At 57.3% G+C, this 17139-nt stretch carries 16 protein-coding genes and 1 tRNA gene; 10 read left to right on the forward strand and 7 right to left on the reverse strand.

The features are described from left to right. Positions 1–115: 115 nt before the first annotated feature. The 3 genes from TK06_RS06245 (at position 116) to TK06_RS06260 (ending at position 3244) form a co-directional block, all read left to right on the forward strand. Positions 116–203, forward strand: a tRNA-Ser gene (locus TK06_RS06245). Positions 204–327: 124 nt separating this feature from the next. After that, positions 328–1182, forward strand: coding sequence for a prohibitin family protein (locus TK06_RS06250; protein ID WP_083569183.1), 855 nt, complete (start codon positions 328–330; stop codon positions 1180–1182). Positions 1183–1447: 265 nt separating this feature from the next. After that, positions 1448–3244 carry a DAHL domain-containing protein gene (locus tag TK06_RS06260; RefSeq protein WP_063321313.1) on the forward strand — a complete coding sequence of 599 codons (1797 nt, stop codon included), beginning with the start codon at positions 1448–1450 and terminating at the stop codon, positions 3242–3244. A gap of 147 nt (positions 3245–3391) precedes the next feature. Here the strand turns inward: TK06_RS06260 and TK06_RS32930 are convergent, their stop codons facing one another. After that, complete coding sequence (locus TK06_RS32930) at positions 3392–3583, reverse strand: hypothetical protein (protein ID WP_013693334.1); 192 nt, start codon at positions 3581–3583, stop codon at positions 3392–3394. A gap of 103 nt (positions 3584–3686) precedes the next feature. After that, positions 3687–4586 carry a polysaccharide deacetylase family protein gene (locus TK06_RS06270; protein WP_063325087.1) on the reverse strand — a complete coding sequence of 300 codons (900 nt, stop codon included), beginning with the start codon at positions 4584–4586 and terminating at the stop codon, positions 3687–3689. 230 nt (positions 4587–4816) lie between these two features. Here TK06_RS06270 and TK06_RS06275 point away from each other — a divergent pair, with 230 nt between their 5' ends. From TK06_RS06275 to TK06_RS06285, 3 genes are all read left to right on the forward strand, one after another. Next, entirely contained in the window at positions 4817–5071 is a 255-nt protein-coding gene (locus TK06_RS06275; protein WP_063321314.1) for a DUF6555 family protein, read from the forward strand. A gap of 152 nt (positions 5072–5223) precedes the next feature. After that, positions 5224–5454, forward strand: coding sequence for a hypothetical protein (locus tag TK06_RS06280; RefSeq protein WP_063321315.1), 231 nt, complete (start codon positions 5224–5226; stop codon positions 5452–5454). Between the two features lie 121 nt (positions 5455–5575). After that, positions 5576–6001 (forward strand): hypothetical protein, encoded by a 426-nt coding sequence (locus tag TK06_RS06285; protein WP_063321316.1) that lies wholly within the window; start codon positions 5576–5578, stop codon positions 5999–6001. Between the two features lie 25 nt (positions 6002–6026). On the opposite strand, the gene TK06_RS06290 is transcribed toward TK06_RS06285, so the two are convergent. After that, positions 6027–6254 carry a PLD nuclease N-terminal domain-containing protein gene (locus TK06_RS06290; protein ID WP_014338117.1) on the reverse strand — a complete coding sequence of 76 codons (228 nt, stop codon included), beginning with the start codon at positions 6252–6254 and terminating at the stop codon, positions 6027–6029. A gap of 88 nt (positions 6255–6342) precedes the next feature. Further along, positions 6343–6528 (reverse strand): hypothetical protein, encoded by a 186-nt coding sequence (locus tag TK06_RS06295; protein WP_003201747.1) that lies wholly within the window; start codon positions 6526–6528, stop codon positions 6343–6345. A 285-nt stretch (positions 6529–6813) separates the two neighbouring features. Between TK06_RS06295 and TK06_RS06300 the strand changes: the two genes are divergently transcribed. Beyond that, positions 6814–7176 (forward strand): NUDIX hydrolase, encoded by a 363-nt coding sequence (locus tag TK06_RS06300; protein WP_063321317.1) that lies wholly within the window; start codon positions 6814–6816, stop codon positions 7174–7176. Positions 7177–7321: 145 nt separating this feature from the next. Here TK06_RS06300 and TK06_RS06305 read toward each other — a convergent pair whose 3' ends face one another. Together TK06_RS06305 and TK06_RS06310 are read right to left on the reverse strand one after the other, a co-directional pair. Then, positions 7322–8245 carry a helix-turn-helix domain-containing protein gene (locus TK06_RS06305; RefSeq protein ID WP_063321318.1) on the reverse strand — a complete coding sequence of 308 codons (924 nt, stop codon included), beginning with the start codon at positions 8243–8245 and terminating at the stop codon, positions 7322–7324. 144 nt (positions 8246–8389) lie between these two features. Continuing rightward, a complete protein-coding gene (locus tag TK06_RS06310) occupies positions 8390–10615 on the reverse strand; it encodes a nitric-oxide reductase large subunit (RefSeq protein WP_310650555.1) in 2226 nt (741 codons plus the stop codon). Positions 10616–11216: 601 nt separating this feature from the next. On the opposite strand from TK06_RS06310, the gene TK06_RS06315 reads away from it, so the two are divergent. Then, positions 11217–12047 carry an alpha/beta fold hydrolase gene (locus TK06_RS06315; RefSeq protein ID WP_203417427.1) on the forward strand — a complete coding sequence of 277 codons (831 nt, stop codon included), beginning with the start codon at positions 11217–11219 and terminating at the stop codon, positions 12045–12047. Positions 12048–12223: 176 nt separating this feature from the next. After that, positions 12224–13663: a catalase gene (locus TK06_RS06320; RefSeq protein ID WP_063321321.1), complete on the forward strand. Its 1440-nt coding sequence runs from the start codon at positions 12224–12226 to the stop codon at positions 13661–13663. 89 nt (positions 13664–13752) lie between these two features. Here TK06_RS06320 and TK06_RS06325 read toward each other — a convergent pair whose 3' ends face one another. Next, a complete protein-coding gene (locus TK06_RS06325; RefSeq protein WP_086936585.1) occupies positions 13753–15315 on the reverse strand; it encodes an ATP-binding protein in 1563 nt (520 codons plus the stop codon). Between the two features lie 299 nt (positions 15316–15614). On the opposite strand from TK06_RS06325, the gene ccoN reads away from it, so the two are divergent. Next, positions 15615–17042: a cytochrome-c oxidase, cbb3-type subunit I gene (ccoN, locus tag TK06_RS06330; protein WP_063321323.1), complete on the forward strand. Its 1428-nt coding sequence runs from the start codon at positions 15615–15617 to the stop codon at positions 17040–17042. Positions 17043–17139: the final 97 nt, after the last annotated feature.

The raw sequence follows: 17139 nt of genomic DNA on the forward strand, positions 1-17139 counted from the left end.
CCTCCGGTTTTGAAACATTCAGTGGCAAGGATCATAACAGACGCTCTGTAACAAGCTACGTAGAGAGTTTGACAGTGTGTTTCATTCGGGTATTATGGCGCCCGCAACGCAGTACGGAGGTGTGGCCGAGTGGTTTAAGGCAACGGTCTTGAAAACCGTCGACTGTAACAGGTCCATGAGTTCGAATCCCATCGCCTCCGCCATTTTTTAACGTTAAAGCCCTGATTATTCAGGGCTTTTTCGTGTCTGGCATTCAGAACGCCAATTGCAGCTTCGACATTGGACACAGCTATGGCAAACCCTCCCAAGCCAATCAAGGAAAGAAAAGTGACCAGTAAAACCATCGGCTCCATCGTTGCTGCAATCGCGGGCATCGTCCTGTTGTGCGTGTTCTTTGGCAGTTGGTACACGGTCGACGAAACCGAGCGTGGCGTACTGCTGCGCAACGGGGCGCTGGTCGGGGTGATTGAACCGGGACTGTCCTTCAAGACGCCCTTTATCGAGTCGGTACGCCTGATCAGCGTCCAGAGCCAAGTGACGGCTTATGAAGACCTCCAGGCCTACAGCAAGGACCAACAGTCCGCCCAGCTCAAGGTGTCCGTGTCCTGGCACATCGCGCCTTCCGATGTCGCGAAGGTCTATACGCAGTTCAAGGACCTGGAAGGTATCCGCGACCGGATGATCAGCCGCCAGGTGCCAACCCAGGTGGAAAACGTATTCGGCAAGTTCAACGCCGTGGCTGCCGTGCAGAACCGCGTCCAACTGGTCAACGATATTTCCACGGCCATCAAGGCGACCATTACCGGCCCCGTGATCATCGACAGCGTCCAGGTCGAGAACATCGACTTCAGTGACGCCTACGAAAAAGCCATCGAAGCGCGCATGGCTGCGGAAGTCCAGGTCAAGACCCGCGAACAACAGCTCGCCACCGAGCAGGTGCAAGCACAGATTCGCGTGACTCAGGCCCAGGCGGAGGCCGATTCGCAAGTCGCGCAGGCCAAGGCAGACGCACTGGCGACCGAGTTGCGCGGCAAAGCCGAGGCCGAAGCCATCAAGGCACGGGCCCAGGCCCTGGCCAGCAACCAGAACCTGGTGGAACTGACCAAGGCCGAACGCTGGAATGGTGTCTTGCCAACCACCGTGCTGCCAAACGGCGCCCTGCCCTTCATCGACATCAAGTAATGCCACCGGCGCGGCTATCCGGCCGCGCCTGCTTCACTGCGGCGCGCTGCGCAGCAAACATCGCCCCTCTCGTTAGCGCTACACTCAGCCATGAAACCGACGTTCATCGTTAGCAGGGAGCTCAACGTGTACCCAGGCCAAAGCAAACCGGCACGCCACCCCCGCACGACGTTTACCTTTCCCCCTTCCGGCTCCCCCTCGAGCCTCTCTCCGCCCTCGAGCATTCACCGACTCCTTCGATAAGCGCCCTGAACAGGAGAATAGCGTGACCACTATTATCAAAAAATATAAATGGCCCGCCCTATTGGCCATCGCGCTTGTTGTTTTTTCGGCTCTGATATTCTTTTTGATCAAGTCATACACATACGACTCATCGACCTACTTCGAATCCCGCGACTTCATTCGCCAGCTCAAGCAAGCCGACGCAAACTGGAACGTCAAGATCCTCAGGAAAAAGATCGGCATGAACAACAACCTGTCGTTGACACCGCCACTCGAGGCCGGCAGTCGATGGGAGCAGTTGGAGCAGCTCAATAACGCTGGCCCACTGGCCGTTCTTTGGGCATCCAGACGCAACGGCTACGTGGAGGCGGTCAAGAACAAAACGGTGCTGGTCGATCAATTCCAGCAACACAACGCCAATCTACGCACCGCCCTGGATGCGTTGCCGATGGTCGAGGATGGTATTCAAACCTTGCTCGACGGGATGAGCGCCGAAAGCCCGACGGAACATCTGGCAACAGCTTCCAATGTTCGTGAGCTGACGCTGACGACGCTGGAGTACGCACTTTATGTCACCTCGGACAAAGCCGAGGAAGTGCAGCGCCAATTGAGTGATCTGGAAAAATACCTCGATCAACTGCCTGCAACCAGCCAGCCCCTTTTCATTGCCCTGACCCAGCACGTCAAATCCATTATCCAGGAACAACCGATCGTCAATGACCTGCTGGATCGCATCAGCGTGATTCCGGTGGCCCAGGAACTGGACAGCATCACCGAGCTATTGAACGAGACCCAGCGCAGGACCGCCGCTGCGGACCGTCAATACCATATCTACCTGGGCGCGTGTGCCAGCCTCATGGCGCTGTTGATGATCTACCTGGCGGTGCGGTTGGTTCGCAGTTACGCCGTCATCAACCAGATCAACCAGCAACTGCAAACGTCCAATGAGCGGCTCGAAGAGCGCGTGCAGGAGCGCACCCGAGAACTGATGGAGGCAGAACGCGAACTGGTGGATGCGGCCCGAATGGCGGGCATGGCCGAAATCGCCACGAATGTGTTGCACAACGTCGGGAATGTGCTGAACAGCGTGAATATTTCAGCCGAACTCGTCACCCGCAAGTTGAGGAACAGCAAGACGATCGGGCTCACCAAGGCGGTCAAAATGATGAATGAACATGCCGAAGATCTCGGCCAGTTCATCACCCATGATGAAAAAGGTCGGTTGCTGCCGCGTTATTTCAACGAACTGGTCGACTCCATCGCCGCAGAACAAGCCGTGCTTATCGATGAGCTGGCGCAGTTGACCAAGAGCATCGATCACATCAAGGAAATCGTCACCACTCAACAAACCTACGCAGGGGCAGCCAGGCTGATCGAACCGCTCAATGTCAGCGATCTGTTCGAAGATGCGCTACGCATGAACTCGGGCGCGCTCAGTCGGCATCACGTCACCGTCATCAAGGAGTATCAGGACGTTCCTGCGATCATGGGCGACAAGCATAGGTTGCTGCTGATCCTGATCAACCTGATCAGCAACGCCAAATTCGCGATGTCACACACCAGCGAGCACCCACGGGAGATGACCCTGGGGATCCGCATCCTCGACGAAACGACACTATGCCTCAGCGTCAAGGACCGAGGCGAAGGCATTTCCCCGGAGAACCTGGCCCGCATCTTCAATCACGGTTTCACGACCCGCAAGGACGGCCATGGGTTTGGCTTGCACAGCTGCGCCCTGGCGGCGGTTGAAATGAATGGCCGCCTTTATGTCCATAGCGACGGACCGGGGCAAGGTGCTCTGTTTACCCTGGAAGTCCCGTTGGAATTGGCCCGCGCCTGATCATCGTGACGGGCGCGGGCTGGCCCGCCGGCATCGCGAGCAAGCTGCTCCCACAGGGGATTTTTGGTGAACAGCCGGAAAAACTGTGGGAGCTTGCTCGCGATAGCGGTGTACCTGTCACCGAGAGAGTGGATGTACCGGCCCCCTCTATTTCGTGTTTACAGGCCGGCCACTACGGGCTCTTCGGGTCGGCAACGCGGCGGCGTAGGCCAGCGCTTCCTCACGGGAAGCAAAGGAACCCAACCGGTCAGCCTGGGTGCAGACCCTCCACGGGCCGCTGTTTACGCTAAGCACGTCATAACCGTTGATGTGCATTTTCGTCAGCATTGCAGTACTCATTGGTCACCTCCGACTTTAACCAAGGGTGCACGGCCTACCATACACGCGGATTGCGCTGGGCGGCCAACCGAACGTCGCGACACCCGCCGCATTCGTGGCGCTCTCAGTGGGAATCCGAATCCCACAACCAGTCCCACAGCCCCGGCAAATGCACGGGCCCAGCGCTGTGATCGACCGTCCGAGCCAAGGCCGCTCGCTCCAGCGCCTGGTGGTCATCATAGAACGGCTTGGCGTCGGTCCTCACGCCGGTAGCCTTGGCACTCTCGAGCAGGATTTGCAGGTATTCGCGAGCATGCCGGGCGGTATAACGATTGATGTCGTGAAACGTCACCACCACTGGAATAACCCCATCCACCGCTGGCAGTTGCCCGGCGGCGATGCGCTCGCGCACTTCGGAAAGTTGCCGGGTCAGGTTGATCCGCCGCCGCGGGCTCATCGTGATGCCCCAGACTTTGCCGTCATTAGCACTCAGGTCGGTCAACAGGATGTGCAGGCCATGCTGTCGGTAGGCGGCCGCAGTGCGCTTGTCGAAGCTCCAGAATGGCGGCCTCACCAAAATCGGTGCCGCACCGCTAATGGCAGCGATGTCGCTCCCACCATTGTTGAGCGATTGCTCCAGCTCATCAGGGCTCAGCGACCGGTGATTGGTGTGCCAGTGGGTCGCCGTATGAAAGGCCAGCACATGGCCTTCCTGCTGTTCACGGCGCATGACCGAGCGGCCAATATCACTGCCACCAGCACGTGGTGCGCGAGTCTGCAGGAAAAATACCGCCTTGATGCCGGGCTGTACCGGATTGTCTGCGAGTGCGTCGAGCACCTCCAGGCTAGGGTTCCAGAAAGACGAGGCACTGGGACCATCATCGAATGTCAGCAGGAAACGGATCGGGGGGTGTTCGCGCAAACGTTGCTCGGTTTGCGGCGTCAGTTCGATGGGGGCGCCAATGCAACCCGACAAACCGATGGTGAGGGCTGCGACGAACAGCACCCTGGCGATGTTTTTCATGTCTTGCCTTTTGTTGATGCCGCGCTGCGTCGCCTTTGATCCCTGGCCTACGGTGTTGAAGCTCACCTTGGAGAAGGGTAACCGGGTTTGGTTCCTTGCCGCGAATTCCGACCGCTTTGGTATTGCTCCGTGCTCGAGCCTGGGCGGTATTAATTTGACCGTCTGGAAATTCGATGGAATTTTCCGCATGCCTTTGTATCCATCCGTATAGGACTAATTAGGGAGGATTTATGGGCGGGCCATCGCTTTACATCATCGACTACATGCTCCATGGCGAACCCAAGTCATTCATTATTCGCGCAGAAGCGATGAATAACTCCGAGGCTTGGCATTGGGCCAGTTGCGACGCGGGGGTCGGGCGCATACCGAAATTCGGGAGAGAGAAGGTCAAGCGGGTCTCCAAGCCCCTGGCTGAAAAATACGGTATTACCGACGTGCGCTGGCGGGCGAGCGTCACGCCGTCCTGGGTCAAGGAGTCCAGCTGACATCATTGGCATTGTTTGCGACGCACCGGCTGTCTAGCCGGACGCCGGATTCTTCGACAGACCTGAAATAACTCAACTACGCTTAAACCACGGCACAGCCCGCCCCTGGCGGGTTTTGTGCTGCCTCATCAACCCCTGAATGGAGGTGTGACATGTCCGAAAAAGAGTCCATCACCACCCTGCTCACCTTGCTCGAATCGCGTCAGGCCCGGCTCACGGCAGCCTGCAAGGAAATCGCCGACTGGGTCGACCACCAGGGCGGGCATCCCACCGCAGTGCGCATCCGGGACCGGCTCAACGACATCGACAAAGATGCCCCGTCGATCCAAAGCGCGCTAATGTCGCTCAAGCCTGCTGAACCCCCTCTGCCCAAGTTTCGCTGACGCGCTGCGCCAGACCTGTTTCTCCCTGAGTTCTACCGGTTGGAAAATCGATGGAACGCGGGCTTTTTCTGCACCTCGAAATTGATAGGCACCGGTGCAGAAACCGCAAAGGGAGAAACTCATGAATGCCAGAATCCTGCTATTGATCGTTTGTGCGAGCCCCGCCGCCGTCTTGGCCCAAGGTTGCGATGTCATCACTCGATCCCAGAGCCAGGCCGTTCCAGTGATCGAAAGCCACAGCTGCTATGAATATAAAGGCATGCCCGCGGAAACCCTCGATTGGTCTTGCAGCAATGAAAGCAAAGGAACGCTCACGACCCAAAAGCGTAAAGTCGAGCGTTGTGCCGAAGGATACGTGGCGACATGCCAGGCGAAGCCGACCCAGGAAGCGTTGGCCAACCCGCACTCAACCAGCAAGGACAAGCGCGGTGGGTCGGCCACTCTTCCCGATAATGCAAAATTGACGTGGTACTACTACGGTATCGAGCAGTTGCAGCAGGCCCCGGAAGACTGCGAAACCACCGGCGGCAATTGGATAAACCATTGAGGTGGCTCCCACAGCCCCTTCCTGGCTAGCCCTTGCTGTGCTCCGGCGATGAAGGACCTTCCTTGACCCCGCGAGGCCCGGCTACGCCCCAAATGACCAGGCCTAGCACTGGCAAGATGATCAGCAGCAGGGCCCAGCCAGCCTTGGTGCCGGCCGACTTGTCGCTTCGAAAGACACTGACGATCGCCCACAAATCGACGAGCAGCAAAAGCACCGCAACAGCGATCCAGAAATAACTGGCTAATTCAGACATGGCCTAATCCTCTTGTCGGTTCAAGGATTAGGCAGAGCCGTTGAGGCGCCGTTCAAAGAATTTGCACCCTCAAGATGCGCATTGGCGGCTATCCCCGCTCGTTCAGATAAGCGACCCACTGCTCATAGGCCTCATGTTGACGCTGGACCGCCTCATCCCAAGTCGATCCACTCATTTGATGAACACATATGAGCTTCATCATTTCCGATGTCGCCGTGTCGAGCTCCACCAGGAGCTCATGGGATTTGATCTTGAAGTCTTCAACGGTGGTCATTTCTCGCTTCCTTCCCCTATCGGGGCCGGCCAATGCACCCAACATGGATTCATTTTTTTGAAGCTGATTCATTTGAGGCGATAACCGGTCGAAAACCTAGTGCTAGTGGTCGGAGAGATGGATTGGAGCGATGGCAGGCACGAATAAGCTCAGTCTTCTCCGCTCCGTCGCGGTCGTATTGGATAAGACCTTGAAAAACTCGATATTTGAACGAAGCAGCTAATGCCAGGCGCAAATATTGCAGATATATTTCACTTTAATGACAGTCACAGATCGAGCACGGCCATGAAAATTCGAGCGACCGTCATCTGCGAGGAAAATCGCCATATCCTCCTGGTTCGCAAAGCCAATAGCCGCTGGGCACTACCGGGCGGGACCGTCGAGCGTGGAGAAACCCATGCCGGCGCAGCTATCAGGGAGCTTGAAGAAGAAACCGGGCTCGGGGCCGAGAATCTGCTTTACCTGATGCGTATCAACGATGGCGACACAGAACATCATGTCTTCGAGGCTTCAGTCAGCAACATCGGTGCGGCCAGACCGCAAAATGAAATCAGCGATTGTTTCTGGTGCCCGCTGGATTCCCTTGCACAGGTGCAGATGAAGAAAGGCACACGTGAGATTCTGGAAGCGTTTCGGCGGCGGTTGTAAGGTTCTCCACCAGCAAATCGGCAAACTAAAAGGGTTGCATGAAAAACCTCATGCAACTCCTTGTTTTATATGGTGATCGAGTTCGGAGTCGAACCGACACACCGTTACGAGAAGATAGTCGAATACATCGAGCAAAGTGTCAGACTCAGGAAAGGTTCTGGCGCCAGGCCCGTGACTCTCGGGCGAACTCGTTGGGCGTCTTTCCAGTGTGCTGGTGGAAAGCCCGGCTAAAGGTTGCCTGGGAAGAGAAGCTCAGGATCATCGCCACCTCGGCGATGGAATGAGTGCTGTGGGTGAGCAGGTACTTGGCACGCTCCATACGCCGCTCGTTGACGTAGCGTTGAGGGGTCTTTCCGGTTGCGGACTTGAAAGAACGGGCGAAGTGAAAGCGGCTGAGATACGCCACGGCAGCAAGGTCATCGAGACTGATGTTCGACTCGATATTGTCCTCGATGTAATCCATCACCTGGCGAATGCGCTTGACTCCCGCGTTGGGCACACGCTCCAGTGACGCCAGGCGAGACGGCATGGCACTGGTAAACCGCTGAATGAGCCGAGCAGCGGCGCTGCACGCCAGCGACTCGACTAGCAATTTTCCCGACGGCGTCGAGTTCTTTAACTCCAGGAGAATGGCATTGCTGATGCTGGCGATCAGATCGTCTTCAAAACCGCGCTCAAAGCGCATCGTCAAATACTCGCTACCATCGAAGCACTCACCCAGTGCCTCGGCAGAAAAATGCTCCGCCCCCAGGTGCACGTGCAACAGGTCGGGCATGCACGCAGAAAGCAAGACAAGGTCTTCCTGGATGCCTTTGGGGCAGATCCACGCCATCCCGCGCCGGGTCGGTGTCTGCTCGATGACATCGTAGGCCTTGCGTGTCACCACCGAGCCGCTGTCTCCGCGGGCATCGAATACCAGTTCGGTGGTGGGCTGGCGGGTATTTTTCGCGATCACGCCATCGCTATGGCTGCGCACTTCGGCGACCAGACCATTCCAGTTACGGTCTGCCGACGAGAGCAACAAGCCGGATGAACTGTATTTTTCGAGTTTGTAACGAAGGAGCGGCATCGAGGTTTCTCTGGGCCCGGTCGTTAAAGGGTCTGGCGAAGTCTCACATTCCGAGCGCCTTCCTGACAACTGGCAGGCGAATGGCCGATGCAAAAAAAGGCCAGGCGGTTCGATACGCTTGGCGTTTTCAGTCCTGGGTCTTTGCTATGGCCGGCTGATGATTCCCACCGTAGAGATTCCTGCCCTTTCGGAGGTTCCCAGCAAGCCTTTGGTGATTTGCCAGATCACCGCAAACGCGCCGACCAGGAACACGATGTCGCCGAAGGTGCGGATCCAGCGCAGGGTTTGCAACAGATCCTGTTGCATGAATGCCTCGCTGCGGGCGTACCACAAACCCTGGCTGGCGCTGCCGTAGAATTGCAGGATGCCGACCGGCAACAGGCTGGTAAAAATCATCAACGCAAGGCCGCCGTTGAGCCACCAGAAACCGGTTTTCATTAACCGCTCGCTAAACTGCAGGTTCGGACGCAGGTAACGCAGGATCAACAGGCTGAAACCCAGTGCCAGCGAGCCGTAGACACCGAACAAAGCGGCGTGGGCGTGCAGGGGCGTGGTGTTAAGGCCCTGAATGTAATACAGCGAGATCGGCGGGTTGATCAGGAAACCGAATACGCCGGCGCCGAGCATGTTCCAGAACGCAGTGGCGATGAAGAACTGCAGCGGCCAGCGAATGTTCGTCATCCATGCCGCGCGTTCCTTGAGGTGCCAGTTCTCCCAGGCCTCGTACCCCAGAAGAATCAACGGCACCACTTCCAGGGCACTGAACGTCGCACCCACTGCCATCACTGGCGTGCTGGTGCCAGCGAAGTAGATGTGGTGGAAGGTGCCAGGCACACCGCCGAGCATGAACAGCGAAGCCGAGCCCAGCGTCGCGGTAGTCGCCAGACGCTTGGACACCAGCCCCATGCTAGTGAAGATGAAGGCTAGCGCAGTGGTAGCGAACACTTCGAAGAAGCCTTCGACCCATAGATGCACTACCCACCAGCGCCAGTATTCCATGACCGACAGGTTGGTCCGTTCGCCGTAGAACAAACCCGCGCCGTAGAACAGGCCGATGGCAATCACCGAACAGGCCAACAACACCAGCAGGTTTTTGTCGCCGGGCTGACGCAGTGCCGGCACCATCGCACGCAGCATCAACACCAGCCAGAACACGATGCCGGAAAACTTGGCGATCTGCCACAGGCGACCGAGATCGACGTACTCGTAACCTTGGTGACCCAGCCAGAAACTCCACTCGGCGGGCATCAGTTGGGCGATCGCGAGGAAGTTGCCGGTGTAGGAGCCCGCGACCACCAACACCAGGGCCCAGAACAGCAGGTCAACACCCAACTTCTGGTACTTGGGGTCCTTGCCGCCATTGATGAACGGCGCCAGGAACAACCCGGCAGCGAGAAAGCCGGTGGCGATCCAGAACATAGCGCTCTGCAGATGCCAGGTGCGGGTCAAGGAGTACGGGAACCACTTCGACAGGGGCAAGCCATAGAAATCCTGCCCCTCTACGGTGTAGTGCGCCGTCACCCCGCCCATCATGACCTGAAAGCCGAACAGTGCACCCACCAGCAACAAATACTTGCCCAGGGCCTTTTGCGACGGCGTCAGGGTGATCAGGCTCAACGGATCCTGCGTCGAAGCTGTGGGCGCGCCCTCCTCGTGGCTGCGCAGGAACGCCCAGCCCCAGACCAAAAAGCCGATACCCGCCAGCAACACGACAATGCTGATGACCGACCAGACCATGTTCTCGACCGTGGCATTGTTGTCGATCAGTGGTTCATGCGGCCAGTTGTTGGTATAGGTCGTGTTCAGCCCGTCACGCTCAGTGGCGGCGGCCCAGGCGGTCCAGAAGAAAAAATGAGTGAGTTGCTGACGCCGGGCCGGATCAGGCATCGTCACCTCCTTCATCGCGAAACTCTGGCGGCTGCCACTGAGTGATGGGTCACCCCCGAACAGAGCATCGTAATAATCGCCCGTCTGCCGGATCGCCTGGATGCGGCGTTCACTGAGCACCAGGGTGCCATCGACCAGTCGATTGCCGCGGTATTCACGTTTGAGTTGATAGCGCAGCAAGGCTTGCTGATCGCCATCGATGTCGCCATATGCTTTGCCATAGCCCTGCTGTGCGGCCAGTTCCAGCCAGGCGAGCAGCTCACGGTGCAGCCAGTCGGCGGTCCAATCAGGCGCCTGGTAGCCACCGTGGCCCCAGATCGAGTCCAGTTGCATACCGCCGATACTTTGCCAGGCGGTTTGGCCATCAAGAATATCCACGGACTGAAATAACAATTGCCCGCCGGCACTTTGCACTCGCTCGGGAACAGGCGGAGCCTGGCGATAGATCTCACGCCCGAACCAACCGAGCAGGCAAAAAGTCACGCCTAATATCCCGATCAGGCACCACCACAACTTTCGATACTCACCCATATGTCACCTCAATTTGCCAATACGGTCGAATGCCAAGACATGCATTTACTCTCATGCATCCGTACGGACTGTTGCTTTATTTATATTTATCTTTGGATACCGCTATTTAAGGCGCGCACGAACCCATTACTCGAAACAAACCCGAGTAATCAGGTGAGTCCATTTAGTAAAATCCTCGGTGCAGGGCCTTTTTCAGCGATCACGGCAAAACGATATTCACATTGAAAATACTGCCCATATAGCAATTAACACCCTATCACCAAAACATCGAAAAAATACTTGAAGCCAACAAGCCATCACAACTATTTGCACTCTTTAACAGCGCATTACAACAAACTAAACCATAGTCAGCGGGCAAATTGTTCAGCTTGATCTGGATTAATCAGGAGCATTTCCCATGGCAGACGATTCCTCACTCTCATCTGACGAAGCAATACGTCGAAACTTGTTGTTGGGGGGCTTGGCGACGGCGGTCGTGGCTGCGTTGCCAGTGTCTGCATCCGCCCAGATATCTGAAAAGAGCGTATCGCCCAATGCAAAAGGAACAAAGAACATGACAACCATTGTGACCAAAGAAGGTGTTGAGCTTTATTACAAGGATTGGGGCCCTAAGGATGGTCCTGTCGTTACCTTGAGCCATGGCTGGCCACTGAACGCTGACAGTTGGGATTACCAAGCGTATTTCCTGGCATCCCACGGCTTCCGTGTCATTGCCCACGACCGTCGCGGCCATGGCCGCTCCAGCCAGCCTTGGGACGGTAACGACATGGATCACTACGCCGACGATCTCGCCACGGTTATCAACACCCTGAACCTACGTAATGTGACCGTGATCGGTTTCTCGACCGGAGGCGGTGAAGTCGCCCGCTACATTGGTCGCCATGGCACCTCCCGCGTAGCGAAGATCGGCCTGATTTCAGCCGTACCGCCGCTGATGCTCAAAACCGCGAAGAACCCGGGCGGCCTGCCAATCGACGTCTTCGATGGTATTCGCAATGGCATGCTGGCCGACCGTTCGCAAATCTTCAAAGACATTCCGGCCGGGCCGTTCTACGGCTTCAACCGCCCGGGCTCCAAGACCTCCCAGGGCATGATTGACGCCTGGTGGATGCAGGGCATGACGGGCGGGTTCAAGAACACTTTCGACTCGGTCAAGGCATTCTCGGAAACCGACTTCACCGACGACCTGAAAAAATTCGACAAGCCAACTCTGATCATCCACGGCGATGATGATCAGATCGTGCCAATCGACGCCGCGGGCCGGGCTTCAAAGAAACTAATCCCCGACGCCCTGTTGAAAGTGTATCCGGGTGCCCCGCACGGCTTGACCGAGACCCATAAGGATCAGTGCAACCAAGACCTGCTGGCCTTCCTGCACAGCTGACCTTAACGAACGCATCCTCAGCACGCTTCCTCCTCTTTAGCTGCGGGTAACGCCAGATTCGTTTCGCTTCTGCCGGGTGAACCCGAGGGATTCAGATGGTTCCTGGTGATCACATCAGCCTGCGATCTGTCGTCGTTATCCGTAGCTCTTTTTATTGCATCTTCGAGAGACACGCCATGTCGAATCACAAACTGACAACGGCCAACGGCGCTCCCGTCGTTGACAACTTCAATACCCAGACCGCCGGTCCTCGCGGGCCTGCCTTGCTACAAGACGTCTGGCTGTTGGAAAAACTGGCACACTTCGATCGCGAAGTAATCCCTGAACGGCGCATGCACGCCAAGGGCGCGGGGGCCTTCGGCACGTTTACCGTGACCCATGACATCACCCATTACACTAAGGCCGACCTGTTCAGTTCGGTAGGCAAGCAAACGCCAATGTTCGCTCGATTCTCCACGGTAGCGGGCGAGCGCGGGGCGGCCGATGCCGAAAGGGACATCCGCGGCTTCGCCATGAAGTTCTACACCGAACAAGGCAACTGGGATTTGGTGGGCAACAACACCCCGGTTTTTTTCTTTCGTGATCCGCTGCGTTTCCCCGACCTCAATCACGCGGTCAAACGTGACCCTCGTACCGGTATGCGAAGTGCCCAGAACAATTGGGACTTCTGGTCGTCACTACCCGAAGCGCTGCACCAAGTCACCATCGTCATGAGCCAACGCGGAATCCCCCGCAGTTATCGGCACATGCACGGCTTTGGCAGCCACACCTTCAGCCTGATCAATGCCAACAATGAACGCCATTGGGTCAAGTTCACCTTCAAGACTCAGCAAGGTATTGCCAACCTGAGCGATGAACAAGCCAAACAGCTGGTGGGCGAGGATCGTGAAAGTCATCACCGCGACCTGTTCGACAGCATCGAGGCGAAAGACTTTCCACGCTGGACCCTGTACATCCAGATCATGACGCCCGACCAGGCACAGACCCATCCGGTGAACCCGTTCGACGTGACCAAAGTGTGGCCCCATGGCGACTATCCGCTGATCGAGGTTGGGTTCTTCGAACTCAATCGCAACCCGCAAAACGTCTTTGCCGACGTAGAACAAGTCGCGTTCAGCCCGGCCAATATCGTGCCCGGCATCGGTTTTTCGCCGGACCGCATGCTACAGGCACGCCTGTTCTCCTACGGCGACGCTGCACGCTATCGCCTGGGAGTCAATCACAACCAGATCCCGGTCAATCAACCACAGTGCCCGGTGCACAGCTTCCATCGTGACGGCGCCATGCGTGTCGACGGCAACCATGGCGGCACGCTGTCCTACGTACCCAACGGACAAGGCGAATGGCTGGACCAGCCGGAATGGCGCGAGCCGCCACTGGAGCTGTACGGTGCCGCCGGACATTGGGACCACCGCGTTGGCGACGATCACTATGAACAACCCGGCAATCTGTTCCGCCAGATGAATGACCAGGAGAAACAAGCGCTGTTCGAGAACACTGCACGCTCACTGCAATCGGTGACCCGGGAAGTTCAGCTGCGCCACATAGCCAACTGCAACAAGGCTGATGTCGGTTACGGTACAGGCATCGCGAGCGCATTGGCGGCGCTCGGCTAAGGCGCTGACGACGCCCGTCGCCAAGCCTGGATTGCCTTGCGGTGCGAGCCGGCTCGTGCCACAAGGCATCACTCCCCGGACCGCATGTTTTACAAGGCTGTATTGTCGAAAAGGCTGAACGGTTCCAGCTCCAAATCTGGTTTGACGGCACTGCACCAAGGACCCTGGCCATGACCGGAATGTTCGTAGAGCAGCGTAGCCTCGCGCTTTGAGCCCTCGCGCTTGATGATTTTCTCAAGCGCATAAATCCGAACGGTTTCCAGCAAGCGAAAATCCATGGTGCCACTAGCGTTGGCTTGAGGCACCAACAGTGACTTGCCGACCAGCGCATCGAGCACGCCCACCAGCATGGCGAAATCCGGCAACTCGGTATGATCCATGGCCTGAACATCACTCAAACTGAACACTCCGGCAAAATCCGCCAGGCGCAGGAATAACGCCTGTTCTTGGGCATTGAGGGCATGAAAGCTGTAATCGAGCAGCGCCTCCAGCGTACGGTGCCGGGAGACAGCATTGCGTCGTCCGGTCCAGTGCAGCCGACAGTTGCTGTCGAGCAATGCCAGGGTGCCGGTGAGCCCGAAGGTCGCCACGCGCGAAGCCGCCAGGGTGATTGCCAGTGGATTGGCGTCGAGTCGAGAGCATATCTCGATCATCTGCCCCACCTCCTCGTCAGGCAGCTCGCACAAGTGGCCGTTCGCCAAGCATTTATCCATAAAAAGCTCGACCGCCGAATAGGCCCGCGCCTCGACTACTGACAGTTTCAGTTCCCGGGGTGGCACATCCAGCGGACCGAGGCGATAAGCGAATTCACCATCGACCCGCAAGGCTTCACGGATCGTCACCAGCACATGCAACTCGGTGCAGCTTTCGCTGAGAGCCTCGACCAGGGTCGCGACGTCTTCGAGAGAACCATCGCAATTGTCCAGGATCAGGACAGCACGGTTTCCGACGAATTTTGCCGAGATGGCCGTGACCGGATCGGCACCGTCCTGCTCAAGTCCGAACATCATCAACAGCTCCGACACCACGGGCTGCGCCTGGTCGAGCGAATCAAGATTCAGGTAATGCACAGCGGTAGAGAACTCGGCTTGCAGATGGTTGGCACACGCCGTGGCCAGCATCGATTTGCCCAGGCCGCCTGAGCCGATAACCGATACGCAGCGGTGCAGCTGGATCGCGTTCGCCAGTAAACAAAGGTCGCTGGCTCGCCCGACCATCTGACCTGAACAACGAGGTACGGAGTCGCCCGAGGAACGTTGGTCGGTCTTCAGTTCCAGGCGGGCCATCACATTCAGGCGAGTGACTTTCGCCACAAAGCTGTACCCGCGCCCCGGGACATTGGCGACATACCGGGCTCCATTTTCCCCCTCTCCAAGAATTTTACGCAGCAGCCCGATGTTGACGCGCAAATTGCTTTCATCAACGACAATGTTCTTCCAGGCCTTGGTCATTAGTGTTCTTTTGTTGATGACACTCCCCGCCTCCTTCACCAGGACAACTAGGATATCCAGCGCACGGCTGCCAATGGCAATGGATTCCCCGGAGCGCTCCAGGCGTCTCTCTACTGGATATAAACGGAAGGGTCCGAAACTCAGAACAACATCGAAACCGTCTTCTGCTGCTGCATTCAAGGCGTATACCTCCGTAGTCATGAAGCAAGCTCCCTACGATCCTTCTGCCACTGACGACTTCTGTCTTCGCGACTTACACAACCACGCCATCACCCGTCGGCAGCCAGAAATGCATGCTCAATCAACCACTTAATTGCCCACAGCGCTTCAATATCAACAAATTTTCCGCCCCTGGCTTTGCAAATATTGCTGATTTTTTTGCAAAAATTGCTCAGCCTCACGCCCCACGCCAGTGTCAATAACAACGATTCACAACTCTTAACGAGCGCGCACCGAGCAATACCATGATCATCCAGTGACTTGATGGATGGATATGTACGATGAGCGCAGTGATGAGTAACACGGCCTACAACTACAGGATCGTCCGCCAATTCGTCATCGCGACCGTGTTCTGGGGTGTCGTTGGGATGGCGATGGGCGTGTGGGCCGCCTCCCAACTGGTGTGGCCCGAGATGAACTTCGACCTGCCCTGGACCACCTTCGGGCGTCTGCGGCCGCTCCATACCAGCCTGGTGATTTTCGGTTTCGCCGGCTGTGCCCAGTTCGCTGCCAGCTACTACGCGGTGCAGCGTACCTGCCAGGTCCGGCTGTATTCGGACACCCTCGCTGCCTTCACTTTCTGGGGCTGGCAATCAGTGATCGTGATACTGCTGGTCAGCTTGCCGCTGGGCTACACCACCACCAAGGAATACGCCGAGATCGAGTTCACCGGCGCGGTGTGGATGACGGTGGTCTGGGTCGCCTACGCCATCGTGTTTTTCACCACCGTAGTGCAACGCAAGACCCGGCACATCTACGTTGGCAACTGGTTCTTCGGCGCGTTCATAGTGGTGATCGCCATGCTGCATGTGGTCAATCACCTGTCGATCCCGGTCGGCTGGTTCAAGTCCTACCCGGTGTATTCCGGGGCCACCGACGCCATGGTCCAGTGGTGGTACGGACACAACGCAGTAGGCTTTTTCCTCACCACCGGTTTTCTCGGCATGATGTATTACTTCGTGCCCAAGCAAGTGGGCCGGCCGGTGTACTCCTATCGTTTATCCATCGTGCACTTCTGGGCCCTGATCACCCTGTACATCTGGGCCGGTCCGCACCATCTGCACTACACCGCGCTGCCGGACTGGGCACAATCCCTGGGCATGGTGATGTCGCTGATCCTGCTTGCACCGAGCTGGGGCGGCATGATCAACGGCATGATGACCCTTTCCGGCGCCTGGCATAAGTTGCGCAGCGATCCGATCCTGCGCTTCCTGGTGCTGTCCCTGGCGTTCTACGGCATGTCGACCTTCGAAGGCCCGATGATGGCGATCAAGACCGTCAACGCCCTCTCCCACTACACCGACTGGACCATCGGTCACGTCCACGCCGGCGCCCTGGGCTGGGTGGCAATGATCACTTTCGGCGCAACCTACCACATGGTGCCGAAAGTCTTCGGTCGCGAGCAGATGTACAGCGCGCCGCTGATCAACCTGCACTTCTGGATGGCGACCATCGGTACCGTGCTGTACATCGCCTCGATGTGGGTCAACGGCATCACCCAGGGCCTGATGTGGCGCGCGATCAACGACGACGGCGCGCTCACCTACTCCTTCGTCGAATCGTTGCAGGCCAGTCATCCAGGCTTTGTCGTGCGCTTTACCGGTGGCGTCTTCTTCCTCAGCGGCATGCTACTGATGACCTACAACGTCTGGCGCACCGTGCGGGCGGCGGACGTACGCCTCGCGGACCGTGAAGCGAGGGTTGCCTGATACTAGGGGCTTGAGAAGTCCAAAGGAAACCATCCGCTACGAACCATTGCAGGCAAGATCGGCAGTTTGCCCTAGTTCAGCTTTCAGTCAGCGCTAA

It is taken from the genome of Pseudomonas fluorescens, assembly GCF_001623525.1.
Classification (GTDB): Bacteria; Pseudomonadota; Gammaproteobacteria; order Pseudomonadales; family Pseudomonadaceae; genus Aquipseudomonas; species Aquipseudomonas fluorescens_Q.